Source organism: Sphingopyxis sp. A083, from assembly GCF_001468495.1.
Taxonomy (GTDB): Bacteria; Pseudomonadota; Alphaproteobacteria; order Sphingomonadales; family Sphingomonadaceae; genus Sphingopyxis; species Sphingopyxis terrae.
This window is the reverse complement of sequence record NZ_LNSK01000011.1, coordinates 21,518-46,233: the sequence shown is the minus strand read 5'-3', so window position 1 is coordinate 46,233 and position 24,716 is coordinate 21,518. Positions and strand designations below refer to the sequence as shown.

The 24,716-nt window shown below is 64.6% G+C and carries 32 protein-coding genes; 19 read left to right on the top strand and 13 right to left on the bottom strand.

Features of this window, described 5'->3' with window-relative positions:
• Window positions 1-36: 36 nt before the first annotated feature.
• On the bottom strand, window positions 37-1,941 hold the full coding sequence (gene dnaK, locus ATE59_RS15140) for a molecular chaperone DnaK (protein WP_058813156.1): 1,905 nt from the start codon (window positions 1,939-1,941) through the stop codon (window positions 37-39).
• Window positions 1,942-2,104: 163 nt separating this feature from the next.
• Between dnaK and ATE59_RS15135 the strand changes: the two genes are divergently transcribed.
• Window positions 2,105-2,656, top strand: a complete 552-nt coding sequence (locus ATE59_RS15135; RefSeq protein ID WP_058813155.1) for a copper chaperone PCu(A)C — start codon at window positions 2,105-2,107, stop codon at window positions 2,654-2,656.
• Window positions 2,657-2,662: 6 nt separating this feature from the next.
• Window positions 2,663-3,145: a hypothetical protein gene (locus tag ATE59_RS15130; RefSeq protein WP_058813154.1), complete on the top strand. Its 483-nt coding sequence runs from the start codon at window positions 2,663-2,665 to the stop codon at window positions 3,143-3,145.
• Window positions 3,146-3,163: 18 nt separating this feature from the next.
• On the opposite strand, the gene ATE59_RS15125 is transcribed toward ATE59_RS15130, so the two are convergent.
• The 3 genes from ATE59_RS15125 to rplU form a co-directional block, all read right to left on the bottom strand.
• Window positions 3,164-3,760 (bottom strand): GNAT family N-acetyltransferase, encoded by a 597-nt coding sequence (locus tag ATE59_RS15125; protein WP_058813153.1) that lies wholly within the window; start codon window positions 3,758-3,760, stop codon window positions 3,164-3,166.
• 248 nt (window positions 3,761-4,008) lie between these two features.
• Entirely contained in the window at window positions 4,009-4,278 is a 270-nt protein-coding gene (gene rpmA / locus ATE59_RS15120; RefSeq protein ID WP_003040665.1) for a 50S ribosomal protein L27, read from the bottom strand.
• A 47-nt stretch (window positions 4,279-4,325) separates the two neighbouring features.
• A complete protein-coding gene (gene rplU, locus ATE59_RS15115) occupies window positions 4,326-4,796 on the bottom strand; it encodes a 50S ribosomal protein L21 (protein ID WP_003040663.1) in 471 nt (156 codons plus the stop codon).
• A gap of 226 nt (window positions 4,797-5,022) precedes the next feature.
• Between rplU and ATE59_RS15110 the strand changes: the two genes are divergently transcribed.
• Window positions 5,023-5,538 (top strand): hypothetical protein, encoded by a 516-nt coding sequence (locus ATE59_RS15110; protein ID WP_058813152.1) that lies wholly within the window; start codon window positions 5,023-5,025, stop codon window positions 5,536-5,538.
• 1 nt (window position 5,539) lies between these two features.
• Here ATE59_RS15110 and pspF read toward each other — a convergent pair whose 3' ends face one another.
• Window positions 5,540-6,583, bottom strand: coding sequence for a phage shock protein operon transcriptional activator (gene pspF / locus ATE59_RS15105; RefSeq protein WP_058813151.1), 1,044 nt, complete (start codon window positions 6,581-6,583; stop codon window positions 5,540-5,542).
• A gap of 176 nt (window positions 6,584-6,759) precedes the next feature.
• On the opposite strand from pspF, the gene ATE59_RS17890 reads away from it, so the two are divergent.
• From ATE59_RS17890 to ATE59_RS15060, 10 genes are all read left to right on the top strand, one after another.
• Window positions 6,760-6,900: a hypothetical protein gene (locus tag ATE59_RS17890; RefSeq protein WP_156000919.1), complete on the top strand. Its 141-nt coding sequence runs from the start codon at window positions 6,760-6,762 to the stop codon at window positions 6,898-6,900.
• Between the two features lie 84 nt (window positions 6,901-6,984).
• The gene (gene pspA, locus ATE59_RS15100; RefSeq protein ID WP_003040658.1) at window positions 6,985-7,647 is read left to right on the top strand and encodes a phage shock protein PspA; all 663 of its coding nucleotides are present in this window, start codon (window positions 6,985-6,987) and stop codon (window positions 7,645-7,647) included.
• Between the two features lie 12 nt (window positions 7,648-7,659).
• On the top strand, window positions 7,660-7,935 hold the full coding sequence (gene pspB / locus ATE59_RS15095) for an envelope stress response membrane protein PspB (RefSeq protein WP_003040657.1): 276 nt from the start codon (window positions 7,660-7,662) through the stop codon (window positions 7,933-7,935).
• Between the two features lies 1 nt (window position 7,936).
• A complete protein-coding gene (pspC, locus tag ATE59_RS15090) occupies window positions 7,937-8,317 on the top strand; it encodes an envelope stress response membrane protein PspC (protein WP_003040655.1) in 381 nt (126 codons plus the stop codon).
• 41 nt (window positions 8,318-8,358) lie between these two features.
• The gene (locus tag ATE59_RS15085) at window positions 8,359-8,658 is read left to right on the top strand and encodes a hypothetical protein (RefSeq protein WP_003040654.1); all 300 of its coding nucleotides are present in this window, start codon (window positions 8,359-8,361) and stop codon (window positions 8,656-8,658) included.
• 11 nt (window positions 8,659-8,669) lie between these two features.
• Window positions 8,670-8,990, top strand: coding sequence for a hypothetical protein (locus ATE59_RS15080; RefSeq protein ID WP_003040652.1), 321 nt, complete (start codon window positions 8,670-8,672; stop codon window positions 8,988-8,990).
• A 16-nt stretch (window positions 8,991-9,006) separates the two neighbouring features.
• On the top strand, window positions 9,007-9,255 hold the full coding sequence (locus ATE59_RS15075; RefSeq protein WP_003040649.1) for a hypothetical protein: 249 nt from the start codon (window positions 9,007-9,009) through the stop codon (window positions 9,253-9,255).
• 28 nt (window positions 9,256-9,283) lie between these two features.
• On the top strand, window positions 9,284-9,553 hold the full coding sequence (locus tag ATE59_RS15070; protein WP_003040647.1) for a hypothetical protein: 270 nt from the start codon (window positions 9,284-9,286) through the stop codon (window positions 9,551-9,553).
• 23 nt (window positions 9,554-9,576) lie between these two features.
• Window positions 9,577-9,831, top strand: a complete 255-nt coding sequence (locus tag ATE59_RS15065; RefSeq protein ID WP_003040645.1) for a hypothetical protein — start codon at window positions 9,577-9,579, stop codon at window positions 9,829-9,831.
• A 58-nt stretch (window positions 9,832-9,889) separates the two neighbouring features.
• Window positions 9,890-10,300, top strand: a complete 411-nt coding sequence (locus tag ATE59_RS15060; protein WP_058813150.1) for a SufE family protein — start codon at window positions 9,890-9,892, stop codon at window positions 10,298-10,300.
• A gap of 119 nt (window positions 10,301-10,419) precedes the next feature.
• On the opposite strand, the gene ATE59_RS15055 is transcribed toward ATE59_RS15060, so the two are convergent.
• From ATE59_RS15055 to ATE59_RS15040, 4 genes are all read right to left on the bottom strand, one after another.
• The gene (locus ATE59_RS15055) at window positions 10,420-12,918 is read right to left on the bottom strand and encodes a TonB-dependent receptor (protein WP_058813149.1); all 2,499 of its coding nucleotides are present in this window, start codon (window positions 12,916-12,918) and stop codon (window positions 10,420-10,422) included.
• 282 nt (window positions 12,919-13,200) lie between these two features.
• Window positions 13,201-14,469 (bottom strand): ATP-dependent Clp protease ATP-binding subunit ClpX, encoded by a 1,269-nt coding sequence (gene clpX / locus ATE59_RS15050; RefSeq protein WP_003040640.1) that lies wholly within the window; start codon window positions 14,467-14,469, stop codon window positions 13,201-13,203.
• A 166-nt stretch (window positions 14,470-14,635) separates the two neighbouring features.
• Window positions 14,636-15,286: an ATP-dependent Clp protease proteolytic subunit gene (locus ATE59_RS15045; RefSeq protein ID WP_058813148.1), complete on the bottom strand. Its 651-nt coding sequence runs from the start codon at window positions 15,284-15,286 to the stop codon at window positions 14,636-14,638.
• A gap of 125 nt (window positions 15,287-15,411) precedes the next feature.
• Complete coding sequence (locus tag ATE59_RS15040) at window positions 15,412-16,020, bottom strand: TetR/AcrR family transcriptional regulator (protein WP_231737435.1); 609 nt, start codon at window positions 16,018-16,020, stop codon at window positions 15,412-15,414.
• 77 nt (window positions 16,021-16,097) lie between these two features.
• Between ATE59_RS15040 and ATE59_RS15035 the strand changes: the two genes are divergently transcribed.
• The 3 genes from ATE59_RS15035 (at window position 16,098) to ATE59_RS15025 (ending at window position 18,264) form a co-directional block, all read left to right on the top strand.
• Entirely contained in the window at window positions 16,098-16,991 is an 894-nt protein-coding gene (locus ATE59_RS15035) for a metal-dependent hydrolase (RefSeq protein ID WP_058813146.1), read from the top strand.
• Window positions 16,992-17,141: 150 nt separating this feature from the next.
• Window positions 17,142-17,702, top strand: coding sequence for a hypothetical protein (locus ATE59_RS15030; RefSeq protein ID WP_058813145.1), 561 nt, complete (start codon window positions 17,142-17,144; stop codon window positions 17,700-17,702).
• A gap of 31 nt (window positions 17,703-17,733) precedes the next feature.
• Window positions 17,734-18,264 carry a GNAT family N-acetyltransferase gene (locus ATE59_RS15025; RefSeq protein WP_058813144.1) on the top strand — a complete coding sequence of 177 codons (531 nt, stop codon included), beginning with the start codon at window positions 17,734-17,736 and terminating at the stop codon, window positions 18,262-18,264.
• A gap of 97 nt (window positions 18,265-18,361) precedes the next feature.
• Here the strand turns inward: ATE59_RS15025 and ATE59_RS15020 are convergent, their stop codons facing one another.
• On the bottom strand, window positions 18,362-18,808 hold the full coding sequence (locus ATE59_RS15020; protein WP_058813143.1) for an NfeD family protein: 447 nt from the start codon (window positions 18,806-18,808) through the stop codon (window positions 18,362-18,364).
• Between the two features lie 16 nt (window positions 18,809-18,824).
• Window positions 18,825-19,745 (bottom strand): SPFH domain-containing protein, encoded by a 921-nt coding sequence (locus tag ATE59_RS15015; protein WP_058813142.1) that lies wholly within the window; start codon window positions 19,743-19,745, stop codon window positions 18,825-18,827.
• A 72-nt stretch (window positions 19,746-19,817) separates the two neighbouring features.
• Between ATE59_RS15015 and ATE59_RS15010 the strand changes: the two genes are divergently transcribed.
• Together ATE59_RS15010 and ATE59_RS15005 are read left to right on the top strand one after the other, a co-directional pair.
• Window positions 19,818-20,630, top strand: a complete 813-nt coding sequence (locus tag ATE59_RS15010) for an HpcH/HpaI aldolase/citrate lyase family protein (protein ID WP_058813141.1) — start codon at window positions 19,818-19,820, stop codon at window positions 20,628-20,630.
• 81 nt (window positions 20,631-20,711) lie between these two features.
• A complete protein-coding gene (locus tag ATE59_RS15005; RefSeq protein WP_231737424.1) occupies window positions 20,712-22,211 on the top strand; it encodes a M28 family peptidase in 1,500 nt (499 codons plus the stop codon).
• A gap of 30 nt (window positions 22,212-22,241) precedes the next feature.
• Here the strand turns inward: ATE59_RS15005 and ATE59_RS18065 are convergent, their stop codons facing one another.
• Both ATE59_RS18065 and ATE59_RS15000 read right to left on the bottom strand, forming a co-directional pair.
• Entirely contained in the window at window positions 22,242-22,412 is a 171-nt protein-coding gene (locus ATE59_RS18065; RefSeq protein ID WP_003040612.1) for a hypothetical protein, read from the bottom strand.
• A complete protein-coding gene (locus ATE59_RS15000) occupies window positions 22,409-23,782 on the bottom strand; it encodes a class II 3-deoxy-7-phosphoheptulonate synthase (protein WP_003040609.1) in 1,374 nt (457 codons plus the stop codon). Before ATE59_RS15000 ends, ATE59_RS18065 begins: the two co-directional genes overlap by 4 nt.
• 257 nt (window positions 23,783-24,039) lie before the next feature.
• Here ATE59_RS15000 and ATE59_RS14995 point away from each other — a divergent pair, with 257 nt between their 5' ends.
• Window positions 24,040-24,714, top strand: coding sequence for a cyclic nucleotide-binding domain-containing protein (locus tag ATE59_RS14995; RefSeq protein ID WP_003040605.1), 675 nt, complete (start codon window positions 24,040-24,042; stop codon window positions 24,712-24,714).
• Window positions 24,715-24,716 lie beyond the last annotated feature (2 nt).

The following is a 24,716-nucleotide window of genomic DNA, read 5'->3' as shown; positions in this document are numbered from 1 at the left end:
GCCGCGCCGGGAAGCGCGACGGGGAGAGTTTCATGCTTACTTCTTGTCGTCTTCGACTTCGGAGAATTCGGCATCGACGACATCGTCGTCGGCCTTCTTCTCGTCAGCATCGGCGGCGGGCGATGCCGCGGCCTGCTGTTCCTTTTCGTAGATCGCCTGGCCCAGCTTCATCGCGACCTGCGCCAGTGCCTGCGCCTTTTCGGTCATCGCAGCGCTGTCGCCGCCTTCGACGGCCGTCTTGGCTTCGGCGATCGCCGCTTCGATTTCCGACTTCAGCCCGGCGTCGATCTTGTCGCCATGTTCGGCGATCTGGCGCTCGGTCGTGTGGATCAGGCTTTCGGCGTTGTTCTTCGCCTCGGCTGCCTCACGGCGCTTCTTGTCCTCTTCGGCGAACTGTTCGGCGTCCTTGACCATCTGGTCGATGTCGGCATCCGAAAGGCCGCCCGAAGCCTGGATCTTGATCTGCTGTTCCTTGCCGGTGCCCTTGTCCTTCGCGCTGACGTTGACGATGCCGTTGGCGTCGATGTCGAAGGTCACCTCGATCTGCGGCACGCCGCGCGGCGCCGGCGGGATGCCGACCAGGTCGAACTGGCCGAGCATCTTGTTGTCGCTCGCCATCTCGCGCTCGCCCTGGAACACCTTGATCGTCACCGCCGACTGATTGTCGTCGGCGGTCGAATAGACCTGGCTCTTCTTGGTCGGGATCGTCGTGTTGCGGTCGATCATGCGCGTGAACACGCCGCCCAGCGTCTCGATGCCGAGGCTCAGCGGGGTCACGTCGAGCAGCAGCACGTCCTTGACGTCGCCCTGCAGCACGCCCGCCTGGATCGCCGCGCCGATCGCGACGACTTCATCGGGGTTGACCCCGGTGTGCGGTTCCTTGCCGAAGAAATCCTTCACGACTTCGCGCACGCGCGGCATGCGGGTCATGCCGCCGACCAGCACGACTTCGTCGATCTGGCTTGCCGAAACGCCGGCGTCCTTGATCGCCTTCTTGCACGGTTCGAGGGTGCGCTTGATCAGCTCTTCGACCAGCTTTTCCAGGTCGGCGCGGGTGATCGTCTTGACGAGGTGCTTCGGCCCGTTGGCGTCGGCGGTGATGAAGGGCAGGTTGACCTCGGTCGTCGCAGCCGACGACAGTTCGATCTTCGCCTTTTCGGCAGCTTCCTTTAGCCGCTGAAGCGCCAGCTTGTCGCCGCGCAGGTCGATGCCTTCGTCCTTCTTGAAGCCGTCGGCCAGATATTCGACGATCTTGCTGTCGAAATCCTCGCCGCCCAGGAAGGTGTCGCCGTTGGTCGACTTCACCTCGAACACGCCGTCGCCCACTTCGAGCACCGAGATGTCGAAGGTGCCGCCGCCAAGGTCATAGACCGCGATGGTCTTGTTCTCGCTCTTGTCGAGACCATAGGCGAGTGCGGCCGCGGTCGGCTCGTTGATGATACGCAGCACTTCAAGGCCGGCGATCTTGCCGGCGTCCTTGGTCGCCTGGCGCTGCGCGTCGTTGAAGTAAGCCGGAACGGTGATCACCGCCTGCTCGACCTTTTCGCCCAGATAGGCTTCGGCGGTTTCCTTCATCTTCTGAAGGATGAAGGCGCTGATCTGCGACGGCGAATAATCTTCGCCGCCCGCCTTGACCCACGCGTCGCCGTTGGCGCCCTTGACGATGGTGTAGGGGACGAGTTCCATGTCCTTCTTGGTCATGGGGTCGTCAAAGCGGCGGCCGATCAGGCGCTTCACCGCAAAAATGGTGTTTTCGGGATTGGTGACGGCCTGGCGCTTTGCTGGCTGGCCGATCAGGCGCTCGCCATCCTTGGCGAAGGCGACGATCGACGGGGTCGTCCGCGTGCCTTCCACATTTTCGATAACCTTGGGCTTGCCGCCTTCCATCACCGCGACACAGCTGTTCGTGGTGCCGAGGTCGATCCCGATCACTTTGGCCATAGTCTCAACGTCCTTATCATTTTCCGGCGCCCTAAAGAGGCGCGCCGCACATGGGTTCCCTTGCGGGTTTGATGGGCGCGATATAGGTGCGCTAATCCTTGGCACAAGGGTTTTGACCGCTTACTGTGGATCGAAAATCGACGCATTTCGGGAGTCCCGCATCATGAAGCCTTTCGCTATCGCCGCCCTTGCAGCCAGCGCACTCGCCCTCACCGGCTGCAACGGCAAAATCGGCAGCGACCCGCAACTCGCGGTGGTCGCCGGCTATATCCAGATGGGCGCGACCCCCGACAGCCCCGCCGCGGGCTATTTCACGATCAAGGGCGGTCCGCAGGATGTCGAACTGGTCGCGGTGACCGCCGACCTCGCGCAGCGCGTCGAAATGCACGAAAGCGTCAAGGAAAACGGCGTGGTGACGATGAAGCCGCTGACCACGGCGACCGTCCCCGCGAAGGGCGAGCTGGAATTCAAGCCCGGCGGCAAGCATCTGATGATCTGGCACATCAACGGCGCCGCGGTGCGCGCCGGCAAGCTGCCGATGCAGTTCGTCTTCACCAACTATAACAATGACCGCATCCTCTTCGACCTGCCGATCAAGCCGGCGCCGGGCGCGAGCGCCGACGGCAGCGGCGAAGCGCCGGCGGGTGCGATGGCCGGGATGGAGCATGGCTCGATGGACCATGGCGCGGCCAACACGGACGCGGCGAAGAAGTAGGCAACCGTGGCGCGGCCGTCGCGGCCCCTGACGGCGGGGGAAATTGCGCTGGCGCGGTCGGTCTTCGGCGATGCGATCGCCTATGACCGGGTGCGCATATGTCATCGCAAATGGATATTCTTCCAGCCGCGCCGCGTCGTGATGGCGCCGATGGGGTCGCTGCATTTCCACCCGCATGGTGATTTATACTGCGACGATTTCGCCGCCGCGTCGCGGTCGCGGAAGGGCCTGTTCCTCCACGAACTGACGCATGTGTGGCAGGCGCAGACGCGCGGGCGCTGGTATCTGGTGCTGATGCGCCACCCTTTCGCGAGCTATGGCTACAGCCTCAAGCCCGGCTGGCCGCTTGCGCGCTACGGGCTCGAACAGCAGGCGGAGATCGTGCGCCATTACTGGCTGCTTACCCAGGGCGCGACGATTGCCGGCGCGCCGGGTGTGGAGGCGTATCGCGCGATCCTGCCGTTCGCGGACGGCGGGGCAGCAGCATAGGCGCTGCGCCGCGCGGCGTCAGGCGGCGATCAGCCGGAATTGTTCGCGAAAATCGGCCTCGCTGTCGATACGGCCGCGCATCGGGGTGACGACATCGCTGCCGTCACCCTCGCCCTCTTCGAACAGCGCACACGCGACGTCGCGGCCGCGCGCGACGCTGTAGCGCTGCGCGATCTGCCCCGTAGGGCGGAAGCCCAGCTTGCGCAGCACCGCGCCCGACGCCGGGTTGTCGAGGAAATGCCCCGCGGTCAGCTTCGGCAATTGCATCGCGCGCGCGATCCGGACGAGCTGGCGGCCGGCTTCGGTCGCAAAGCCGAGGCCCCAATAGGGGCGGGCGATCCAATAGCCCATTTCGAGCGGCCCTTCGGGGCTCGGCGCGATGCCGCAGCCGCCGACGAGGCGCGGGGCGCCGCCGGTGCGCGCGAAGATCAGGAAGCTGGGCTGCGCCGGGTCGACCGGACGGCCAAGGAAGTCCTGCGCCTCGTCCATGCCATAGGGCCAAGGCGCGCGCGCCAGGTTGCGCACCACCGCTTCCTCGCCGATCGCGCGGGCGAGTGCGGGGGCATCTTCGAGCCAGCCGGGCCGCAGCAACAGTCTTTCGGTACGCGCAAACATTTTCGTCACTCCCATTTGCCTGTCGCCGTGGCGCCAGATGGTGACGCTTTGACGACAGTCGATATGCGAGGGAGATGGATGGCCCTGTTTTCGAGCCGGAAATTCAAAGGGACCGGGTTGGTCCGGATTCCGGGCAAGAAAAAAGGGAGACCGGGGCGACCCGTCTCCCTCTTTTCGAACTTTGTTCCCGCCTGGGCGGAAAGGACCGTTCCGGGTCGTCCCTTGGTGGACGACCTGGAAGATCGTCCTTATTCGGCGGCTTCCGCCATGGCGTCGACCGACACATATTTGCGGCCAAGCTTGCCATCGTGGAATCGGACGCGGCCGTCCGCGGTCGCGAACAGCGTGTGGTCCTTGCCGATGCCGACGTTGACGCCCGGGTACACTTTGGTGCCGCGCTGGCGCACGATGATGTTGCCGCCGATCACTTCCTGACCGCCGAACTTCTTCACGCCAAGGCGCTTGGCCTGCGAGTCGCGACCGTTGCGCGACGAACCGCCTGCTTTCTTATGTGCCATGACCTAAACTCCTTGTTTCGTTCTTCAGCCGAGCCGCGTGATCGCGCTCAGGCGTCCTTCTTGGGGGCCGCCTTCTTGGCAGCGGGCTTCTTTTCGGCGGCAGCTTCGGCCTTGGGCGCAGCGGCCTTCTTCGGCGCAGCAGCCTTCTTTTCGGGCGCGGGCGCAGCGGCGGCTTCTTCGGCCTTCGGCGCGGCTTCCTTCTTCGGAGCGGCCTTCTTGGCTTCGCCGATGGCGGTGATGCGCAGCAGCGTCAGCGACTGACGGTGGCCGTTGCGGCGGCGATAATTGTGCCGGCGGCGCTTCTTGAAGACGATGACCTTTTCGCCGCGGGTCTGGGCGATGATCTCGGCCGAAACGGTCAGACCCTTCGCATCCTTCACCTCGCCGCCGTCACCGGCCAGCAGAACGTCACCAAGCGACACGGTGTCACCGGCTGCGCCTTCGATCTTCTCGACGGCGATCTTGTCTCCAGCGGCGACGCGATACTGCTTGCCGCCCGTGCGCACGATTGCGAACATGGTCTTCCATCCAATCAGAAACTAAAACACCCGCGCTCCCGGTCAGCCGCCGAAGCGACCGATTTTTCCGGCATGCGGGAAAGTCAGCGCCACTAGCGGCGAACGGCGATGCTGTCAACCGCATATTTCCGCGCTTTTCATCGCGAAAGGGGCGGTTCGGGGCGCGCGGCGCCGCTCCTCCGATTCGGCTTGCTGCGATGCGTCTGCGCCCATATCAGGGACGGCGATGAAGCCAATCCTTGCAATCCTGCCGCTGATGGCCGCAATCCCGCTGTCGGCCTGCGCCGCTGCGCAGGGCGGCGACTATCCTTCGCTCGCGAAGCGCCCGGTCGAGGGACGTTTCGACGTTGCGCCGCCGTCGGTCGTCGTGCCGCCGCCGGGGCCGCTGCCGACCGATCTGGCCGGGCGGCTGGCGCGCTGGGAATCGGACGCGGCGGGCGCGCAGCAGGCCTTCGCGCGCGAGCGGGCGCCGACCGAGGCCGCCGTCGCCGCAGCGGGCGGCGCGGCGATTTCCAGCGAAAGCTGGGTCGTGGCGCAGCAGGCGATCTCGCGCCTTCAGGCGACGCGCGCGCCGCTGACCGACGCGCTTGCCGACATCGACCGCCTCTATCTTGAACGCAGCATCGCCGAATCGGTCGACGGGCTGCCCGAAATCTATGCGCTGCGCGACAAGCTCGCGGCGATGCTGGCCGCGCAGAAGGATGTCCTGACCACGCTCGAGCGGCGGCTGCCGGGGCAATAGCTCAGTTGTTGAGCCCGTGCTTTTTCAGTGCGTGGCGGATCTGATCATAGCTCAGACCCAGTGCTTCGGCGGCAACCTTCTGGTTGAAGCGGCAGCGCGCCATCGTGTCCGACAGGATTTGCCGTTCATAGGCATCGACCGCCGCGCGCAGGTCGCTGACGGCGCCGCCGGGCGGTGCGGCGGGGGCGGCCATTGCACTCTCGTCACCGGGCGCAGCCGGGGCAGGGGGCGCCGCGTCGGCCTTCGCCTGCGTCTTGCGCGCTACGGGCTGCCAGGGGCTGGCGAAGGGGTCGAAGCTCAGCGCATCGACCGGGCGCGTCGGGTCGGCCCAGCGATAGATGGCGCGTTCGATGACGTTGCGGAGCTCGCGCACATTGCCCGGCCAGTCGTGGCCCTCCATCGCCGCGAGCGCGCGCGGGCCGAAGCCCGGCCATTCGTCCCAGCCGAGCACCGCGGCCATGCGCTGTCCGAAATAGGTGGCGAGCACCTCGATATCCCCTTCGCGCGCGCGCAACGGGGGCAGGGTGATGACCTCGAACGACAGCCGGTCGAGCAGGTCGGCCCGGAAACGGTTGTCATCGACCAGCGCGGGCAGATGCTCGTTGGTCGCGGCGACGATGCGGACGTCGACGCGGATCGGCCGCGACGAACCCACGCGCGTCACCTCGCCATATTCGACCGCGCGGAGCAGCCGCTCCTGCGCGCCCATCGACATTGTCGCGAGCTCGTCGAGGAACAAGGTGCCACCGTCGGCTTCCTCGAAGCGCCCTGCGCGCGTCTTCGTCGCGCCAGTGAATGCCCCCGCCTCGTGCCCGAACAATTCGCTCTCGATCAGCGTCTCGGGCATCGCGGCGCAGTTCATGATCACATAGGGCCGGTCCCACCGCGCCGACAGGCGGTGCAGACGTTCGGCGATCAGTTCCTTGCCGGTGCCGCGCTCGCCGATCACCAGCACCGGACGGTCAAGCGTCGCCGCCTGGCTCGCGCGCTCGACCGCATCCTGAAAGGCGACCGACTGGCCGATGAACTGCGTTTCGCGCTCCATTCCCAATCATTGGCAAAATCTCCCGCTGATTGGCAAGTCATTTTGTGCGGACGGGGCGATTCCGTGTGAAGTTAGGCGCTTTTCCGACGCTTTCGGTAATTGGCACGCCTCCTGCAGAGATATTTGCGAACCGGCGCAGAAAGCTCCGGTGCAGCGAAAAACAGGAAGGAACGATCATGAAGACGCTGTTTGCCCAGACTGCCACTTTCGCGCTCAGCGCGGTTGGTGCGCTGGCCATCCTTGTCGGGGTGATCGATCATCCGCAGGTCGTTTACGACGTCGCTGCTGCAACCCCGGCGGTCAGCCTCGTGGCCTGACCGAAAACTGGTGCCGGGGCACTCTCCCCCCTTGCCCCGCCCCGGCACCAGCCATTTTCGACGAATTTCGACAGGAGTTTAGACATGGGTATTTTTTCACGAACCCGCGACATCATCGCCGCCAACGTCACCGATCTGCTTGACCGGGCCGAAGATCCCGAAAAGATGATCCGCCAGATCATCTTCGAGATGAACGAAACCCTCGTCGAAGTCCGCGCCTCGGCCGCCCGCACCATCGCCGACCAGAAGGAAATGCGTCGCCACATCGCGAAGCTCGAAAGCCTTCAGGACAGCTGGAAGGAAAAGGCCGAACTGGCGCTGTCGAAAGATCGCGAAGACCTGGCCACCGCCGCGCTGGTCGAAAAGCAGAAGGCCGGCGACATGGCCGAAAAGCTGAAGGCCGAAATCGCCGTGCTCGACGATGCGCTCAAGGGCTATGAAGCCGACATCACCAAGCTGCAGAAGAAGCTCAGCGAAGCGCGCGCGCGTCAGTCGAGCGTCGTCAATCGCCTCGAAAGCGCCGAAAATCGCTATCGTCTGCGCGAAATGACCAATGGCGACCGCGTCCAGGATGCCTTCTCGCGCTTCGAAACGCTCGAACGCCGCGTCGATGAAGCCGAAGGCCGTGCCGACGCGCTGGGCCTCGGCTACAAGAAGTCGCTCGACGAAGAAATCGCCGAGCTGCAGGCCGCCGACAAGGTTGCCGACGAGCTCGCCGCGCTGAAGGCCGCGCAGGGCAAGAACTAAGGAGCTGGACCGATGGAAGAAGTGATCATTGTCCCGATCGTCATCGGCACGCTCTTCCTCGGTCTGCCCTGGCTGATCCTCCACTACATCACCAAGTGGAAGCAGGCCAAGACATTGACCGGAGAGGATGAGCAGCTGCTCGACGAAATGTATGACACGGCGCGCCGTCTCGAAGCCCGCCTGCATACCGTCGAACGGATCATCAGCGCCGACCATCCCGATTTCCGCCCCGCGGTTCGCAGCGATGAAGATCTGGCGCAGCTTGAAAACATCAGCAGGAGGAACTGAGATGTCCGCTAGCCGCACGAAATTCTATCTCGACAAACAGAACGCCAAATGGAGCGGCGTCTGTGCGGGCATCGCCGACTATAGCGGAATCGACGCCCTGTGGGTCCGCGTCGGCGCGGTGCTGCTGACGCTGATGGGGGGCTTCCCCTGGACGCTGATCGCCTATTGGCTCGTCGCCTGGATGGCGCAGCCGAAGCCCTTCGCGCTCTATGGCTCGCAGGAAGAGGCGAAATTCTGGCAGGGCGTGCGCTCGAACCCCAGCGCCTCGACCCGCGACATCCGCTCGCGCTTCCGCGACATCGATCGCCGGCTTGCCGACATCGAACTTTACTACACGAGCCACAACCGCCGCCTCGCCGACGAGATCGACGCACTGCGCTGATCCCGGCGACGCCCGGAACCATGGCAACAGGGAGTTGAAACATGAATTTCGGTGGTCCCGCTTTCGTCCTCGCCATCATCGGCATCTCGATGGCCGGCTGGATGTTCACCACCTGGATCCGCGCCAAACACGGCTATCCGGTTGAAAATGAATGGGGCGGCACGGTTCATCGAACCGACGCCGACGCTGATCGAAAAATCGCACTGCTGGAAAGCGACAATGCCAAGCTCGCCGGCAAGATCGTCCGGCTGGAGGAACGCATCTCGGTTCTCGAACGCATTGCGACCGACACCAACGGACAGGCGGCGCAGCTCGCCAGTCAGATAGACAGCCTGCGCTGAGGGGAATAGTCATGGATTTCATCATCCTGAAGGAAGCAATCGCGCCGGTCGCGGCGATCATCGGCCTCGCGGCAATCGGCGGCTGGATTTTCACCACCTGGCTGCGCATCAAGCACGGCTATCCGCTCGAGAACAGCTGGGGCAAGGCGATCTATCCCAAGACCAGCGACGAAGCGATGGAGCGCGTCAAGCTGATCAGCCAGGAAAATGCCCAGCTTCGCGCCGAACTCGGATCGGTCAAGGATCGCCTGGCGGTGGTCGAACGCATCGTCACCGACGAAGGCCACCGGCTGGAGCGCGAGATCGAGGCGCTGCGGCGTCCGGCGAACTGAGGAAGGAGCAGCCGTTATGAGCGACACCATTTGGATACTGATCCCGCTTGCACCCTTTCTCCTCGGCGGCTTCGCCATCTGGTCCAAGCACCAGCAGAAGATGATCGAGAAGCAGTCCGAACTCACCGCCGAAAAGGCCGCGCAATATGCGGCGCAGACCGAGCGGCTGGAAGCGCGCGTCCGCGTCCTCGAACGCATCGTGACCGACAAGGGAATCGACGTCGCCGACGAGATCGAGAAGCTGCGCGAAGCCCCGCTGAACTGACAAGACAAGACCGAAAGGATCACTCCCCATGAACCCCTTTGAAATGGTCATCGGCATCGTGCTGATCGTGACGATCGGCAGCATCGTCCGGGCGAAATATGGCGTCCACCGCGACCGCCGCGGCAACGAATATTTCGTCGGCAACGCGAATCAGGATGCCGAGACCAAAGCGCTGCAAGCCGAAATCCGTCAATTGAAAGAGCGCATCCAGGTGCTCGAACGGATCGCCACCGACAATAATCGCGCTGTCAGCCTCGACGAGGAAATCGAGAAGCTGCGCGATCGTTCGCACCCCTGATGTGACGAAGAAGGAGCCCTGTCATGGCCGCCATCACTTCTGACCTCGCAACCAATCTTGTCACCGCCGCAGTGGCGCTGTCCGCCCTCGGCATCGTCAGCCTCGCCGCGCTGCGCGGCTGGCGCGACTGGATCCAGCTCAAGCGCGAAGAACTCGCCATCTGCCACAGCGTCGGCCAGGACCCTGCGGTGCCGAACGCCGGATCGCGGATCGAGATCGCCGACCTCAAGGAACGGCTGCGCAAGCTCGAAGCCATTGCGGCGGGGGTCGATCTTTGATCAGCCTGACGCCGCGAGAGGCTTTTCTTCCAACGCGCTTTCTGCCACGGCCGCGACCATGCGCAGCCTCGACGACATTTTCGAAGAATATGACTTCCTCGACGGCGACGATCGTTATCGCCTGCTGATCGATCTCGGCCGCGAACTGGAGCCGATGCCCGATCCGCTCAAGACCGATGCGACGCTGGTCCGCGGCTGTTCGGCGAGCGTCTGGGTCTACCCGCTGCCGCAGGACGGCGACCGGCTGCACTTCCTTGCCGACAGCAATGCCGCGATCACCAAGGGGATCGTCGCGCTCGTGCTCGCCGCGGTGCAGGATAAGCCCGCGACAGAGGTCGCCGCGATGGACATAGCCGCCGCGCTCGCCCCGTTCGACCTGACGCGCCAGCTGTCGTCGAACCGTACGCAGGGCGTCCCAAACATGATTGCCTTGGTCCAGGACACGGCGCGGCGCATCGCCGGCGCCTGAGCCTGAGCATCCCGATTCAACTATCGATCGCCATCGAGGTCGGCACGTCCTTTTGACAAGCACGAAAAAGGGCGCGGGAGTTTCCTCCCGCGCCCTGATTTTCGTATACTGCCGGGGGCTTAGAAGCCGACCGTCAGCGTGCCGCTGATCGTGCGCGGTGCGCCGATCTGGGCGAACGGCGGCGACGACGTGCCCTGAGCGAGCGAGGTCGTGTAGCTGCCGACGTAGAGCTTGTCGAACAGGTTGTAGACGTTGAGCTGGAAGAAGGTCTTGTCGTTCAGACCCAAGAATTCCAGGCTCAGACGCGCATCAAGGTTGACCAGCCAATAGGCATTGGTCTTGGCCGGATAGACTTCAACGCTGGTTCCATTGACCGTCGCCGTGACCGGCAGGTTGGTGTCGTAGATGTAACGGCCACCGGTGCGCTTCGCCGTGACGCCCAGTTCGACCGGGCCGAGGGTGCCGCGCGCCGAGCCACCGAAGGTATAGGCGGGCGCTCCCGATTCGCGCTTGCCGGCGGTCGGTGCGAAAACCGGATCGCCATTGCCATCCACGCCCGACTGGACGTCGTCCTTGATGTCCGACTTCAGGTACGAACCGAACACATAGAGCGCGAGGTTCGATACCGGCTGATAGGCGATGCTGCCATCGATGCCATATTTGTCGACGCGGCCGAGGTTGCGGTAGACGTTGCGTTCGGTGACGGGGTCATAAGCCGAAGCCAGACGATCGCTGTACTTCGTGAACCAGCCCGAAAGCTGCGCCTGAACCTGACCGGTGCGATAGCGAACGCCAAGGTCGAAGTTATCCGACTTTTCAGGCATCGGACGCGCCGATGCGGTGTTCGGTGCAAAGAAGAACGCGTTGTACAACGAGTCCGTGCCCGGAACCTGCAGACCCTTCGAATAGTTCGCAAAGATCGACATGCGGTTGCTCGGCTTGAACAGCAGGCCGACGTTCGGAAGAATGTCGTCGTACTTGAGCACGCGGCGCTGCGGACCCTGAACCGTCGGGTTCGCGGCCGCGTAGATCGCGTTCGACGCGGCATTCTGACCGAAGCAATCGAGGAAGCCCGAGTCGCTGGTCGTGAAGCAGTAGTTATTCAGGTCGCGCTTGAAGAAAGGCGCACGAATGCCGAGCGTGGTGACGAACGATCCGTCCATCCATTCGCCGCGATATTCGCCCGAAATCTGGTTCAGCGTCGCGTAGGACAGGCGATCGCGCTTCTGCATGACGGTGCCGGTCGAATCGATCAGCGGATTGTTGACCGGGAAGACGTCAAGCGGTTCGCCATTCTGCTGGAGCCCCAGAACCTGACCCGTCTGACGGTGACGCGCGCGGTCGAAGGTGTAGCCGATGCGAACGGTCTGACCGTCCGAAATATCCCAACGCAGGTTGGCGATCACGCCATAGCGGTGCGTCTGGGTCTGGCTCGGTGCGAGCAGCGTGACCTGATCGAGCAGGTCGCCGTCGCCGTTGAGGTCAACGCCGAAATAATAGCGGCCGCCGACGAAGCCGGGGATGTTCGTGCCACCGACGTTGCGGAGGTCTTCGCGGCCGGTAACCGTGCCGCCGCCGTTCGCCTTCACATACTGATAGCTCGGGTCGACGGTCAGGGTCAGGCCGTCCGACAGGGTGAACTTCGACGCGCCGCGGATGTTGCCGGTGTTCGACGGGTTGTAACGACGGTCGAATTCGGTGCCGCAGCCGTTGGTCGAGTCTTGAGCGCCAGCCTGCGGCGTGTCGATCGTGCACGGATAGTTGATGTTATATTCGCGCTCGTCGGTCGATTGCGGGAAGCCCGAGGGAACGGCGCGATCGTTACGCAGAGCGACCGAACCGAAGAAGTTGTTGCGGTTCTCGTTATAGTTGCCGGCCACCGAGATGAAGTCGCCGTTGCTGCCGATCGGCTGCCAGATGCGGCCGTTGAACTGCTTCTTGCGGATGCGGCCATAGTTGTTGAACGGATTGTCGTTCGATGCGCTCGAAGCCGAAATGAAGGCGCGGGTGCCGAACGGCGTGAATTCGCCGGTGTTGATCAGGCCGAAAATGCGGAAGAAGCTGTATTCGCCCGCCGAACCCGAGACCTTGACACCGAAATCTTCGGTCGGGGTCATCGTGCGATAGTTGACGGTCGAGCCGGTTGCCGCGGCGGTCGGGCTGTCGACGTCGGTCGAACCGAGGTTGACGTTGACCTGTTCGATCAGTTCAGGATCGAGCTGCTGGTTCGAATAGATGGCATAGTTGCCCGAGTCATTCAGCGGAACGCCGTCGAAGGTCAGGCTGATGCGGTCGGCCGAAAAGCCGCGGATGGTCAGCTGACCGCCCGACGAACCATAAGCGTCATTGTTGGTGAAGACGACGCCCGGGACCAGGTTGATGGTGTCGAGAATGGTCTGACCGGGGTTCTGACGCGCGATCACTTCCTGACCCAGAACCGACTTCGCCTTCGACGTATCGGGCGACTGGATGCCGGCGACGTCCTGCGCCGAGGTGCCGGTGACGACGATTTCGTTTTCGAAATCGACCGAGCCCGTCGACTGGGCAAAGGCCGGCGTGGAAAGCAGCGCAAGCGGAAGCAGCGCGGCGCCAGCGGCGAGCGTGTTTCGGAAATTCATGACAGGTTGTCCCCTTGATTGTGGCATTCGGCAGGCGCGCGGCTTGGGGCGCGCTTGACCTGCGAGCGCCCCTGAAGCCCGCATGTGGCACGATTGTGACAGCAAATGTGACAGTGCAAGCCGCGTGGGCGGGCTGGTACGCGAAAAGGTCAAAAAAGCGCGAATTTCCGTCGCTGCCGCAGAATTATCGACAGGCAGCGCTGCGTTTTTTCGTGCAACTGTTGCTGCAATGCAACATTGGCAGGGGCGAAACCGCGGCGTGGGTGCGCGCCGCGACTCGACTCAGGCGGCGTCGCCCGCTTCCTTCGCCTTGTCGGCATAGACGCGCACCGGTGCCTTGCGGCCTTCGACGACATCCTTGTCGACGACGATTTCGATCACGTCGGTCAGGTCGGGCAGGTCGAACATGGTGTCGAGCAGGATCGCCTCGACGATCGAGCGCAGCCCGCGTGCCCCGGTCTTGCGTTCGATCGCCTTTTTGGCGACCGCGACCAGCGCGTCGTCGGTGAAAGTCAGCGCGACTTCTTCGAGATCGAACAGTTTCTTGTACTGCTTGATCAGCGCATTCTTGGGTTCGCCCAGAATCTTGACCAGCGCGTCGATGTCGAGATCCTCGAGCGTTGCGATCACCGGCAGGCGGCCGACGAATTCTGGGATCAGGCCGAACTTGAGGAGATCTTCAGGCTCGATATTCTTGAGCACCTCGCCCGCGCGGCGTTCGTCGGGGCCGGCGACATGCGCGCCGAAACCGATCGACTTGCCCTGCAGGCGGTCGCCGATGATCTTTTCGAGGCCGGCAAAGGCGCCGCCCGCGATGAACAGGATGTTGGTCGTGTCGACCTGCAGGAATTCCTGCTGCGGATGCTTGCGCCCGCCCTGCGGCGGCACGCTCGCGGTCGTGCCTTCCATCAGCTTGAGCAGCGCCTGCTGCACGCCTTCGCCCGACACGTCGCGCGTGATCGAGGGATTCTCGGCCTTGCGGCTGATCTTGTCGATCTCGTCGATATAGACGATGCCGCGCTGCGCCTTTTCGACATTATAGTCGGACGCCTGGAGCAGCTTGAGGATGATATTCTCGACATCCTCGCCGACATAGCCGGCTTCGGTGAGGGTCGTCGCATCGGCCATGGTGAAAGGCACGTCGAGGAAGCGCGCCAGCGTCTGCGCGAGCAGCGTCTTGCCGCTGCCCGTCGGGCCGACGAGCAGGATGTTCGACTTCGCCAGTTCGACATCATCGCCGCGGCCCGAATTGGCGAGGCGCTTATAGTGGTTGTGGACCGCGACCGACAGCACGCGCTTGGCGGTGTTCTGGCCGATCACATAATTGTCGAGGTGCTGGCAGATTTCGAGCGGCGTCGGCACCGCGCCGTCCTTGCGCGCGGCGACCCCGCCCTTGATTTCCTCGCGGATGATGTCGTTGCACAGTTCGACGCATTCATCGCAGATGAATACGGTGGGGCCGGCAATCAGCTTGCGGACTTCATGCTGCGACTTGCCGCAGAAGGAGCAGTAAAGAGTGCTCTTGCTGTCCGAGCCGCTCAATTTCGTCATAAATCTTCCTCTGGCAGCCGCAAAAGGGCGCTGCCGTCCTTCATCCTAGCCCGCGATCACCCAATTACAATATGGCAATTGGGTGACATCGGGACATGTCCAACCTGACGACGGCCCGCGAACGGGGCGTCAACAAACGCGGTTACCGAAAGCGGGTCGGCCGGCGTCAGGGCGTCGGACCTTCGCTGATTTCCTTGGGGCCCTCGTCGCCGGGGAGCGCGGGGCGGCGGTCGTAGACATGATCGACGATCCCGAATGCGCGCGCTTCCTCGGCTTCGAGGAAAGTGTCGCGATCCATCGCCTTTTCGATGTCTTTGAGCGGCTTGCCCGTATATTGCGCATAGAGGTCGTTCATCCGCTTGCGGATACGCAGGATTTCCTTGGCCTGGATTTCGATGTCCGACGCCATGCCGCGCGCACCGCCCGAGGGCTGGTGGACCATGATGCGGGCGTTCGACAGCGCGACGCGCATGCCGGGTTCGCCGGCGGCGAGCAGGAAGCTGCCCATCGATGCCGCCTGGCCGATGCACACGGTGCCGACGCGCGGGCGGATATATTGCATCGTGTCGTGGATCGCCATGCCCGCCGTGACGACGCCGCCCGGCGAGTTGATGTACATATAGATGTCCTTCTTCGGATTTTCCGATTCGAGGAACAGAAGCTGCGCGACGATCAGCGACGCCATATTGTCCTCAACCTCGCCCGTCACGAAGACGATCCGTTCGCGCAGCAGGCGCGAGAAGATGTCAAAGCTGCGTTCGCCGCGGCTCGTCTGTTCGACGACGACGGGAACAAGGGCGGCGAGCGGGTCGATCATGGAAATTTCGTCCTTCAGTATCCGGGATGCCCGCCGCGAACCGGCGGGCTGCCCCTCGGCGCCTTACATCGGCGTGTGGCGTAAGGGATTCAAGGGGGCAAATATAGCGGCGCCGGGCCGAGCGGCTATTGTACGGGCTTGCCGCCCTGTTCGGCCCAGAAGGCGGCGATGCGGCCGGTGATGAGTTCGGTGGCGAGCGTGCGCGCGGTATCGCGCGGCAGGCCCAGTGCTTCGGCCATCGGGCCGCCAAGCTGGGCATCGCCCATCGCCATGAGCACGAGCGCCAACGTGTCTTCGTGCATCAGCCGCTTTTCGTGCGCGTCGGGCGCCGTTCCGTCGATCAGGCGGTGGATGGCATCGAGGATCGGGTCGAGCGCGTCCTCATTGCCCGTCGCCGCCATCCAGGTGGCGAGCGCCCCGGCGCCGCCGCTGTCGAAGGCGTCGAAGGCAAGGTCGACGATCTCGCGCACATTGCGTTCGCCCGGCGGCGACGACGTCATCTTCGCCGCGATCGTGTCGCACACCGTTTCGGCGAGATAGGCGGCGAGCGCCTTTTGCAGCCCGGCGGCGCTGCCGAAATGGTGGAGCAGATTGGCGTGGGTGCGGTCGATGCGCGATGCCACGGCTTTCAGCGTCACCGCCTGCGGCCCCATCTCGATCAGGATCAGCCGCGCGGCTTCGAGCGCCACCGACCGGCTTTCCTCCGGGCTGAGCCGTTTCTTTGCTATTGACACCACTGTAAGTAATTCCTATTTCTTGCCCCGTCGGGCGTCCCCACGCCCTGAACCCCCTTTTCGACGGTGAGAACCATATGTCCAGCCTTTCCCGCACGCCGACGCCGCAGGATTTGTCGATCACCCCGCGCGATCGCCGCTTCGGCCGCGACGACCGGCAGGGGCGCTGGTGGATGAATGGCGACCCGATCGCGTCGGTCTTTCATACCGCGCTGTCGGTAACTTTTCCCAAGGGCGAGGCGATGTTCATCGAGGCGGTGAAGGCGCACCGCGACGGCGTGCCCGAAAAGCTGGCGCGCGAAATCCGCGCCTTCACCCAGCAGGAAGTCATTCACAGCCGCGAACATGTCGTTTTCAATCGCAAGGCGGCGGAGGCGGGCTACGACCTGTCGGAGCTCGAGGCCGATGTCGGCAATGTGATGGAACTCATCAAGACGCGCCCGCCCATCGTCAACCTGATGGCGACGATCGCACTCGAACATTATACCGCGATGATGGCGGCGATCATGCTCAAGGATTCCGCGATGTACGACGGCGCCGAACCCGAATGGGCGGCGCTGTGGAAATGGCACGCGATCGAGGAAATCGAGCATAAGGGCGTCGCTTACGACACCTGGCTCCACGCGACGCGCGACTGGAGCCGCTGGCGGCGCTGGAAGGCGAAGTCGCTGATGATGGTCGCGATCACCGCGCGCTTCTGGCCCAAGCGCATCCGGGGCATGAAGGCGCTCTTGCAGCAGGACGGGCTGACCGGCTGGCGCGTCAGCGCGCGCATCTGGTGGTTCATGCTCGGCTACCCCGGCATCCTGCGCAAAAGCTTTGTGCCCTGGCTGGCCTATTTCATGCCGGGCTTTCACCCGTGGAACCATGACGACCGCCAGCTCATCAAGAAATTCGAGAGCGATTATGCCGATGCGGTGATGCCGTCGCATTCGTCGGTCGCGCCCGAGCTGGCAACGGCTGCGGCCTGACGCCGCGGCCCGGCACCCCCGCGAAGGCGGGCGGCCGGAGGGGCCTCTCTCTCCCTCTCCGCGTCGCCGCCTTCGTGGGGGATCTGTCCCATAGCTGGACGGCTGCGGCGAAGTCCCATATCTCCTTGCACGGGGAACAGGGGACCGTTCATGCCATCCATCTGGACCGCGACCGAGCTCGTGCAGCTCGAACTGCAACTCGCCGGACGCCAATCGCTGCTCGAATTCGGATGCGGCGAGGCGACGCTCGTCGCCGCGCGGCAGGCCCGGCGGATCGTGGCGGTCGACGGCGATTGCGAGCGGCTCGCCGCCATCGCGCGCCGACTGGGCGAAGAGGCGGAGCGCTACACGCCCTATCAGCCCGAAATCGGCCCGGTCGATGCGGAGGGGCGGCCGACCGACCCGGCGCGCCTGCGCGATTGGCCGCGCTATCACACGCATATCTGGCGCCATCTGACCGGCAGCCCAGACGCGGTGCTGATCGACGGGCGCTTTCGTGTCGCCTGCCTGTTGCAGGCGATCGTCCACTGTAAACCCGACGCGATGCTGTTGTTTCACGATTTCAGGGACCGCGCCGCCTATCATGTCGTGCTGAACCATTGCGACGTGCTGGCACGCGTCGATACGCTGGCGGTGCTGCGCGTCCGGCCGCAGGTCGACGGCAAGGCCGTGTTGCACGACCTGTTCGACCATTTCTTCGACCCCGATTGACCATGCCCGCCGCGCTGGGCATGTCGGCACGATGATCACCTCGCCCCCCACGATCGAAACCGCGCGGCTGCGCCTGCGCCCGCCGCATTTTTCGGACAAGCCGGTCCATATCGCGATGTGGGCCGATCCGCGCGTCACGCGCTTCATCGGCGGCGAACCGCGTGCGCCGGACGTGAGCTGGGGCAAATTTTTGAGCTCTGCCGGGCTGTGGCCGGTAATGGGCTTTGGCTATTGGGTGTTCGCCGACCGCGACAGCAATGCGCTGATCGGCATGGGCGGGCTTTCCTATTTCTGCCGCGGCATCCCCGAACTTGAGGATCTACCCGAGGCGGGCTGGGCGTTCGATGCCGACCATTGGGGCGGCGGGCTCGCGACCGAGGCGATGAGCGCGGCGCTCGGCTGGGCCGACGCGACGCTCGACGCGCCCGAGGTGCGCTGCATCATCGATCCGGGCAATGCTGCATCGGAGCGTGTCGCCGAAAAGCTGGGCTTTAGCCGCATCGGCGACAGTGACGCGCTGGGGCATGTGGTGGGAATTTATGCGCGGCCGCGGGGTGGCTGAATTGGTCGTCATTTCGAGCGGAGCGAAGCAATCCAGAGAGGTTTGCGCTACGCTGGATTGCCGCGTCGCCGTCGGCTCCTCGCAATGACGACTTGGATCAAACCGCCTCGACGACCAGCACGCCGCCGTCGGCGCTGATGACGCGGACCTTGGCGCCTTCGGCGGCGTCGGGTCCGCGCACCGGCCATTCGCCATCGCCAACCCGGGCGCGGCCGCGGCCGTCCTCGATCGCCGTCGTCACCGTCAGCACCTCACCGACGAGGCGGCCGCCGCGCTGGTTGAGCAGCGGGTCGGTCGAGACGATCGGATTGTCGCGCAGCCATTTGCGCGCGCCATAGAGGATGATCACCGCCAGCACGGCGAAGATGCCGAGCTGAAGCGGCACGCCGATCGGCAACACCCACGCGACGACGCCGGTGATAACCGCCGCGCCGCCGAGCCAGATCAGGAAAAAGCCGGGCGCGATGATTTCGGCGGCGGCAAGCAGGACGCCGAGCGACAGCCACGCCCAGTGCGGTTCCATATTGGCGATAAAGTCGGGCATATCCGCTTCCCCTGCCTCAGCTTGCCTTGCCGCGTTCGATCGCGTCCTTGGCGAGTTCGCCGATGCCGCCCAGCGTGCCGATGAGCTGCGTCGCCTCGACCGGGAACAGGATCGTCTTGGCGTTGGGGCTGGTCGCGAACTGGCTTACCGCCTCGACATATTTTTGCGCGATGAAATAGTTGATCGCCTGCGCATTGCCGCTCGCGATCGCGTCGCTGACCATCTGTGTCGCCTTGGCTTCGGCCTCGGCCTCGCGCTCGCGCGCTTCGGCGTCGCGGAAGGCGGCTTCGCGCCGCCCTTCGGCCTGCAGTATCTGGCCCTGTTTCTCGCCCTCGGCGCGCAGGATTTCGGAGGCGCGCAGCCCTTCGGCCTCCAGGATCGCGGCGCGCTTTTCGCGCTCGGCCTTCATCTGGCGCGCCATGGCGTTCGAAATGTCGGCGGGCGGGCGGATGTCCTTGATCTCGACGCGGGTGATCTTCACCCCCCATGGCGTCGTCGCATCGTCGACGACGTGCAGCAGGCGCGCGTTGATCTCGTCGCGCTTCGACAGCGTCTCGTCGAGGTCCATCGACCCCATGACGGTGCGCAGGTTGGTCGTCGTCAGGTTCATGATCGAGAGGTACAGGTCGCTGACCTCATAGGCCGCCTTCGCGGCATCGAGCACCTGGAAGAAGACGACGCCGTCGACCGCGACCATCGCATTGTCCTTGGTGATGATTTCCTGCCCCGGGATGTCGAGCACCTGCTCCATCATGTTCACCTTGCGACCGACGCGGTCGAAGATCGGCATGATGAAGTTGAGGCCCGGCTGCGCGGTGTGCGTGTAGCGGCCGAAGCGTTCGATCGTATAGGCGAAACCCTGCCGCACCGGCGTCAGCGCCCAGATCAGAAACACCAGCGCCAGCACCACCAGTGCAAGTGCGAAATACATGATCATCCCCTTTGCAAATTCGATCGCAATCCCGCTTCCTTATTGCGGCAATGGTCCGGCTGCGCCACAGAAAAGCGCATGACCCGTGCCGCTTTCGCCCCGCGCTCGCTCCTCTATGTTCCCGGCTCCAACGCCCGCGCGCTCGAAAAGGCGGGCGGGCTCGCCGCCGATATGCTGATCATCGACCTGGAAGATGCGGTGCCCGCGGAGCGCAAGGCAGAGGCACGCGCGGCGATGCGTGCCGCGGTGACGGCGGGCTTTGCGGGCAAGCGCGTCGCCGTGCGCGTCAACGCCAGCGGCAGCGCCGAGCAGGCAGACGATCTTGCGGCGCTGGACGGGCTCGCGCTCGACGCGGTGGTGCTGCCGAAGGTCGACGCGCCCTCGGACCTCGACCCGCTGCGCACGCTGGGACTGCCACTGCTCGCGATGATCGAAACGCCCACCGCCATTTATGCGGCGCAGGGGATCGCCGCCGATGCCGCGGTGCAGGGGCTGATCGCCGGGCTCAACGATCTGGCCTATGAGCTCAAGCTGCCCGACGGCATGGATCGCGGCGCGATGAGCCATGCGATCCAGGCGATTGTGCTCGCGGCGCGGGCGGGCGGCGTGTGGTGCTTCGACGGGGTCTATAATGCGATCGACGATGCGGAAGGCTTTGCGGCCGAGGCGCGCGAGGGGCGGCGGTTCGGCTTCGACGGCAAGACGCTGATCCACCCGTCGCAGGTCGATCCGTGCAACCGCGCCTTCGCCCCGTCGCCGCGCGAGATCGCCGCCGCCGAAGCGCTGGTCGCCGCCGCAACCGGCGGGGCGCAGCGGCACGCGGGCCATATGATCGAAGATATGCACGTCGCGGCGGCGAAGGCGCTGCTGGAACGGGCGCGCCCGCAATAGCGGCGGGCTTTCCGCCGATGCCGTTCATCGTTCGACGAACGCGCCTTGCCGCTTCGGCATCTCCATGCCATCGGCGCGGTCATGAAACTGTCGACACTTCGCGCCGCCGTCGCGGCCGCCGCCCTGATCGCCGTATCGCCCGCCGCCTATGCGAAGGGCGACACGCCCGTCGCCGAAGCCGATCTGGCGCAGCATATCCGCGTTCTTGCGAGCGATGCCTTCGAGGGCCGCGGGCCGGGTACCGAGGGCGAGGACCGCACCATCGCCTATATCGTCGGCGAATGGGCGAAGGCAGGATTGCAGGCGGTACCGGGCAGCGACACGCCTTGGCTGCAACCGGTTCCCTTTGTCGAGACACAGGCAACGGGCGGAAGCGCGCGCTTCAAGGTGGCCGACCAGCCCTTTGCGATCGGCGACGAGGGTATCATCGTCACCGGCAGCGAGGCGTCGGTGGCGCTGGCCGATACGCCGCTCGTCTTCGTTGGCTATGGCGTCGATGCGGCGGGCCGGGTCAACGCCGATGTCGCGGGCAAGGTCGCGGTCATGCTGTTCGATACGCCGCCCTTCGGCGACAAGCTGCCGCGCTACCGCGAGCGGCGCCAGATGCTCGCGGACGCGGGCGCAGCGGGCGTCTTGATCGTCGCGCCGGATTCGATGCCGTGGAGCGAGATTCGCGAAGGCCTGGGCGCGAAGACTGTGCGCATGGGATCGGCGCCGGCAGGACCGAAGATCAGCGGCTATATCGCGCCGGCGGCGCTCGATGCCATGCTCGCCAAGGCGGGACAGAGCGGCGAGGCGCTGCGTGCGGCGGCCGGGGCGGGCGACTATCGCGGCGCGCTGCTGCCGGTGACGGGCGATTTCACTGCGACCGCAGCGGTGCGCAATTTTGCCAGCAACAATATCGTCGCCAAGCTGCCGGGCGCGAAGCCCGACGGCAAGGCAGTGCTGTTCCTCGGCCATTGGGACCATCTGGGCATCTGCCGGCCCGAAGGCACCGCCGATCGCATCTGCAACGGCGCGGTCGACAATGCGAGCGGGATCGCGGTGCTGATCGAAGTGGCCAAGCGCCTTGCTGCGGGGCCGCGTCCCGACCGCGACATCTATTTCCTCGCGACCACGTCGGAAGAGAAGGGGCTGCTCGGCGCGCGCTGGTTCGCCGACCATCCGGTGGTGCCGCTGTCCGACATCACTGTCGCGCTCAACATCGACACGATCGCCATTTCGCCGCGCGGCACCCCGGTCGCGACGATCGGGCGCGGCAAGCCCGCCTATGACGCGGTGGTGCGCGACGTTGCGACGGCGCTCGGCCGGACGATCGACAGCGACGGCGAGGCCGATGCCTTCGTCCAGCGGCAGGATGGCTGGGCGCTCGGCGCCAAGGGCGTCACGTCGCTGATGGTCGGCGGCAGCTTTTCGGACATGAAACTGCTCGAGGCCTTTCTGGGCAGCGACTATCATCGCCCCGCCGACGAATTTTCGGACAAGGTACCGCTCGGCGGCGCCGCCGAGGATGCCGATCTGCACGTCGCGCTTGGCCGCGCCTTCGCCGACACGAAGCGCTGGCCGGGAACGGCGGACTAGGACCTTAGCTCCGGCGACGCCGCGCGCCGCTCAGCGGGTCAGCACGAAATAGGCGACGTAGAACCAGCTGAAGATGCCGTGGATGATCGCCCACAGCACCGATTTGTGCGTGGTGAAGCTGATCGCCATCGCCAGCGCGCTGCCGAAGCCGACCCCGTTGCGGATCACTTCCTTCTGCACGATGATGCGGCGTTCGCTCATGCGGCCTGCTTCGCCCGGTCGGTCATTTCCTGATTGAGCATTTCTGCGAGCAGGAACGCGAGTTCAAGGCTCTGTCCGGCATTGAGGCGCGGGTCGCAATGCGTGTGGTAGCGATCGGCGAGATCCATCTGCGTCACGTCCATCGCACCGCCGGTGCATTCGGTGACATTCTGGCCGGTCATCTCGATATGGATGCCGCCGCCATGCGTGCCTTCGGCGCGGTGGACCGCGAAGAAGCCGCGCACTTCGGCGAGGATGCGCTCGAACGGACGCGTCTTGTAGCCATTGCCCGTCTTGATGACATTGCCGTGCATCGGATCGCACGACCAGACGACCGGGTGCCCCGACGCCTTCACCGCGCGCACCAGCGCCGGCAGATGCGCCTCGATCTTGTCGTGACCATAGCGGGTGATCAGCGTCATGCGCCCAGGGACATGCTGGGGATTCAGCGTATCGAGCAGGCGCAGCAGCTCGTCGGGGTCGAGGCTGGGGCCGCATTTCATGCCGACCGGATTGCCGATGCCGCGCAGATATTCGATATGCGCCGACCCTTCGAAGCGGGTGCGATCGCCGACCCACAGCATATGGCCCGACGTGTCGTACCAACCGCCGGTCAGGCTGTCCTGCCGGGTCAGCGCCTGCTCATAGGGAAGCAGCAGCGCCTCGTGACTGGTGTAGAAGCTCGTGCCCTTGATCTGCGGCACCGTTTCCGGCGTTACGCCGCACGCTTCCATGAAGGCGAGCGCTTCGGAAATCCGCGCGGCGGTTTCCTGATATTTCTTAGCCCAAGGGCTGCGGTCCATGAAATCATGCGTCCAGGCGTTGACCTGATGCAGATTGGCATAGCCGCCGTTCGCAAAGGCGCGCAGCAGGTTGAGCGTCGCCGCCGACTGGTTGTACGCGCGGATCATGCGCTGCGGATCGGGGGCGCGGCCTGCGGCTTCGAAAGCGATGTCGTTGATGATGTCGCCGCGGTAGCTTGGCAGCTCGACGCCGCCCACTTCTTCCATGTCGGCCGAGCGCGGCTTGGCGAACTGGCCCGCCATGCGGCCGACCTTCACGACGGGCATCTTCGACGCGAAGGTTAGCACCACCGCCATCTGCAGCAGGACGCGGAAGGTGTCGCGGATGTTGTTCGGATGGAATTCGGCAAAGCTCTCGGCACAGTCGCCGCCCTGAAGCAGAAACGCCTTGCCTTCCGCAACGCGGCCCAGCTCGCTGGTCAGCTCGCGCGCCTCGCCGGCAAAGACGAGCGGCGGATAGCCGGCAAGCTCACGCTCGGCGGCCGCAAGTGCGGCTTCGTCGGTGTAGGTCGGCAGCTGGCGGGCTTCGTGCGAGCGCCAGCTTTGCGGTTGCCATTGGTGCGTCATATGCGGTCTTCTTACGTTTTCTGCGTCAAAATCGATTCGCCGGGTGCCTTGGCGCGATTGCCCCGCCAAAGCAAGCGCGGGCGATAAAATTAGCATGATGGTGGCTTTCGCGCACCTATGCTTTTCTTCATTGCAAAAAACTGTTAGTTTCTTTCGCAAATCGGGACGCTTTTACGGGTCGCGCGTCCGTCTTCGGTAATCGGTAAGATTTGGTCCCTAGCAATCTAAGCACAGGGACCGCTGTAAAACGATTGGCTATGGCGAATTTCGATCCGGCCCTTCTTGGCTATCTGGCCCTGTTCATCCTGCTTGCGGCGAGCTTTGCGGTGCGCATCGAATATGTGCGCGCCGGGCTGGCGATCGCCGCGCTCGTCGCCCTGCCGCTGGCGCTCGTCGCGGGGCAGGCGCTGGTCGCGGGTCTGCTGCTGCTCGCGATCATCCTCGCCAATATCGCGTTCGGCTGGCGCGACTGGCTCCGCAATCTGAGTATCCGCTTCTCGTCCGAGGAGGAGCAGCTTCGCGCCCGTCATTTCGACCGGCTGAGCGCGACGGCGGCGCGCGGGCTGATCGATCAGGGGCACTGGATTTCGGCGCGGCAGGGCGAGGTGTTGATCCGCGAAAATCAGGCGGCACCCAGCCTTTTCTATCTGAGCCAAGGCGCAGCGTCGGTGCTGCGCGACGGGGTCGAGGTCGGCGCGGTGAGCGACGGCGCGCTGATCGGCGAGGCGACTGTGCTCGACGGCGCGCAGGCGACGGGGACGGTGACGCTATCGACCAACGCCAGGCTGTGGTTCATCCCCGCCGCGGTGCTGCGCGACTATCTTGCCGCCAATCCCGACATCGCCGCGGCATTGCACGAAGGCTTTGCCCGGGCGCTGCGCGGAAAATTGGCAAGCGCAAACGCTCGCATTGCCGAAGCGCCGTCGCTATGACG

Excerpts from the sequence above, each read along its gene's own strand:
- ATE59_RS15030 (WP_058813145.1), top strand. The coding sequence starts at position 17,142 with ATGCCATCCATCTGGACCGCGACCGAGCTCGTGCAGCTCGAACTGCAA.
- ATE59_RS15020 (WP_058813143.1), bottom strand. The coding sequence starts at position 18,808 with ATGCCCGACTTTATCGCCAATATGGAACCGCACTGGGCGTGGCTGTCG.
- ATE59_RS15070 (WP_003040647.1), top strand. The coding sequence starts at position 9,284 with ATGAACCCCTTTGAAATGGTCATCGGCATCGTGCTGATCGTGACGATC.
- ATE59_RS15005 (WP_231737424.1), top strand. The coding sequence starts at position 20,712 with ATGAAACTGTCGACACTTCGCGCCGCCGTCGCGGCCGCCGCCCTGATC.
- ATE59_RS15060 (WP_058813150.1), top strand. The coding sequence starts at position 9,890 with ATGCGCAGCCTCGACGACATTTTCGAAGAATATGACTTCCTCGACGGC.
- rpmA (WP_003040665.1), bottom strand. The coding sequence starts at position 4,278 with ATGGCACATAAGAAAGCAGGCGGTTCGTCGCGCAACGGTCGCGACTCG.
- pspC (WP_003040655.1), top strand. The coding sequence starts at position 7,937 with ATGTCCGCTAGCCGCACGAAATTCTATCTCGACAAACAGAACGCCAAA.
- rplU (WP_003040663.1), bottom strand. The coding sequence starts at position 4,796 with ATGTTCGCAATCGTGCGCACGGGCGGCAAGCAGTATCGCGTCGCCGCT.
- ATE59_RS15135 (WP_058813155.1), top strand. The coding sequence starts at position 2,105 with ATGAAGCCTTTCGCTATCGCCGCCCTTGCAGCCAGCGCACTCGCCCTC.
- ATE59_RS18065 (WP_003040612.1), bottom strand. The coding sequence starts at position 22,412 with ATGAGCGAACGCCGCATCATCGTGCAGAAGGAAGTGATCCGCAACGGG.
- ATE59_RS15085 (WP_003040654.1), top strand. The coding sequence starts at position 8,359 with ATGAATTTCGGTGGTCCCGCTTTCGTCCTCGCCATCATCGGCATCTCG.
- ATE59_RS15080 (WP_003040652.1), top strand. The coding sequence starts at position 8,670 with ATGGATTTCATCATCCTGAAGGAAGCAATCGCGCCGGTCGCGGCGATC.
- ATE59_RS15065 (WP_003040645.1), top strand. The coding sequence starts at position 9,577 with ATGGCCGCCATCACTTCTGACCTCGCAACCAATCTTGTCACCGCCGCA.
- ATE59_RS15025 (WP_058813144.1), top strand. The coding sequence starts at position 17,734 with ATGATCACCTCGCCCCCCACGATCGAAACCGCGCGGCTGCGCCTGCGC.
- ATE59_RS15000 (WP_003040609.1), bottom strand. The coding sequence starts at position 23,782 with ATGACGCACCAATGGCAACCGCAAAGCTGGCGCTCGCACGAAGCCCGC.
- ATE59_RS15010 (WP_058813141.1), top strand. The coding sequence starts at position 19,818 with ATGACCCGTGCCGCTTTCGCCCCGCGCTCGCTCCTCTATGTTCCCGGC.
- ATE59_RS17890 (WP_156000919.1), top strand. The coding sequence starts at position 6,760 with ATGAAGACGCTGTTTGCCCAGACTGCCACTTTCGCGCTCAGCGCGGTT.
- pspB (WP_003040657.1), top strand. The coding sequence starts at position 7,660 with ATGGAAGAAGTGATCATTGTCCCGATCGTCATCGGCACGCTCTTCCTC.
- dnaK (WP_058813156.1), bottom strand. The coding sequence starts at position 1,941 with ATGGCCAAAGTGATCGGGATCGACCTCGGCACCACGAACAGCTGTGTC.
- ATE59_RS15015 (WP_058813142.1), bottom strand. The coding sequence starts at position 19,745 with ATGATCATGTATTTCGCACTTGCACTGGTGGTGCTGGCGCTGGTGTTT.
- ATE59_RS15125 (WP_058813153.1), bottom strand. The coding sequence starts at position 3,760 with ATGTTTGCGCGTACCGAAAGACTGTTGCTGCGGCCCGGCTGGCTCGAA.
- pspA (WP_003040658.1), top strand. The coding sequence starts at position 6,985 with ATGGGTATTTTTTCACGAACCCGCGACATCATCGCCGCCAACGTCACC.
- ATE59_RS15045 (WP_058813148.1), bottom strand. The coding sequence starts at position 15,286 with ATGATCGACCCGCTCGCCGCCCTTGTTCCCGTCGTCGTCGAACAGACG.
- pspF (WP_058813151.1), bottom strand. The coding sequence starts at position 6,583 with ATGGAGCGCGAAACGCAGTTCATCGGCCAGTCGGTCGCCTTTCAGGAT.
- ATE59_RS15110 (WP_058813152.1), top strand. The coding sequence starts at position 5,023 with ATGAAGCCAATCCTTGCAATCCTGCCGCTGATGGCCGCAATCCCGCTG.
- ATE59_RS14995 (WP_003040605.1), top strand. The coding sequence starts at position 24,040 with ATGGCGAATTTCGATCCGGCCCTTCTTGGCTATCTGGCCCTGTTCATC.
- clpX (WP_003040640.1), bottom strand. The coding sequence starts at position 14,469 with ATGACGAAATTGAGCGGCTCGGACAGCAAGAGCACTCTTTACTGCTCC.
- ATE59_RS15035 (WP_058813146.1), top strand. The coding sequence starts at position 16,098 with ATGTCCAGCCTTTCCCGCACGCCGACGCCGCAGGATTTGTCGATCACC.
- ATE59_RS15055 (WP_058813149.1), bottom strand. The coding sequence starts at position 12,918 with ATGAATTTCCGAAACACGCTCGCCGCTGGCGCCGCGCTGCTTCCGCTT.
- ATE59_RS15075 (WP_003040649.1), top strand. The coding sequence starts at position 9,007 with ATGAGCGACACCATTTGGATACTGATCCCGCTTGCACCCTTTCTCCTC.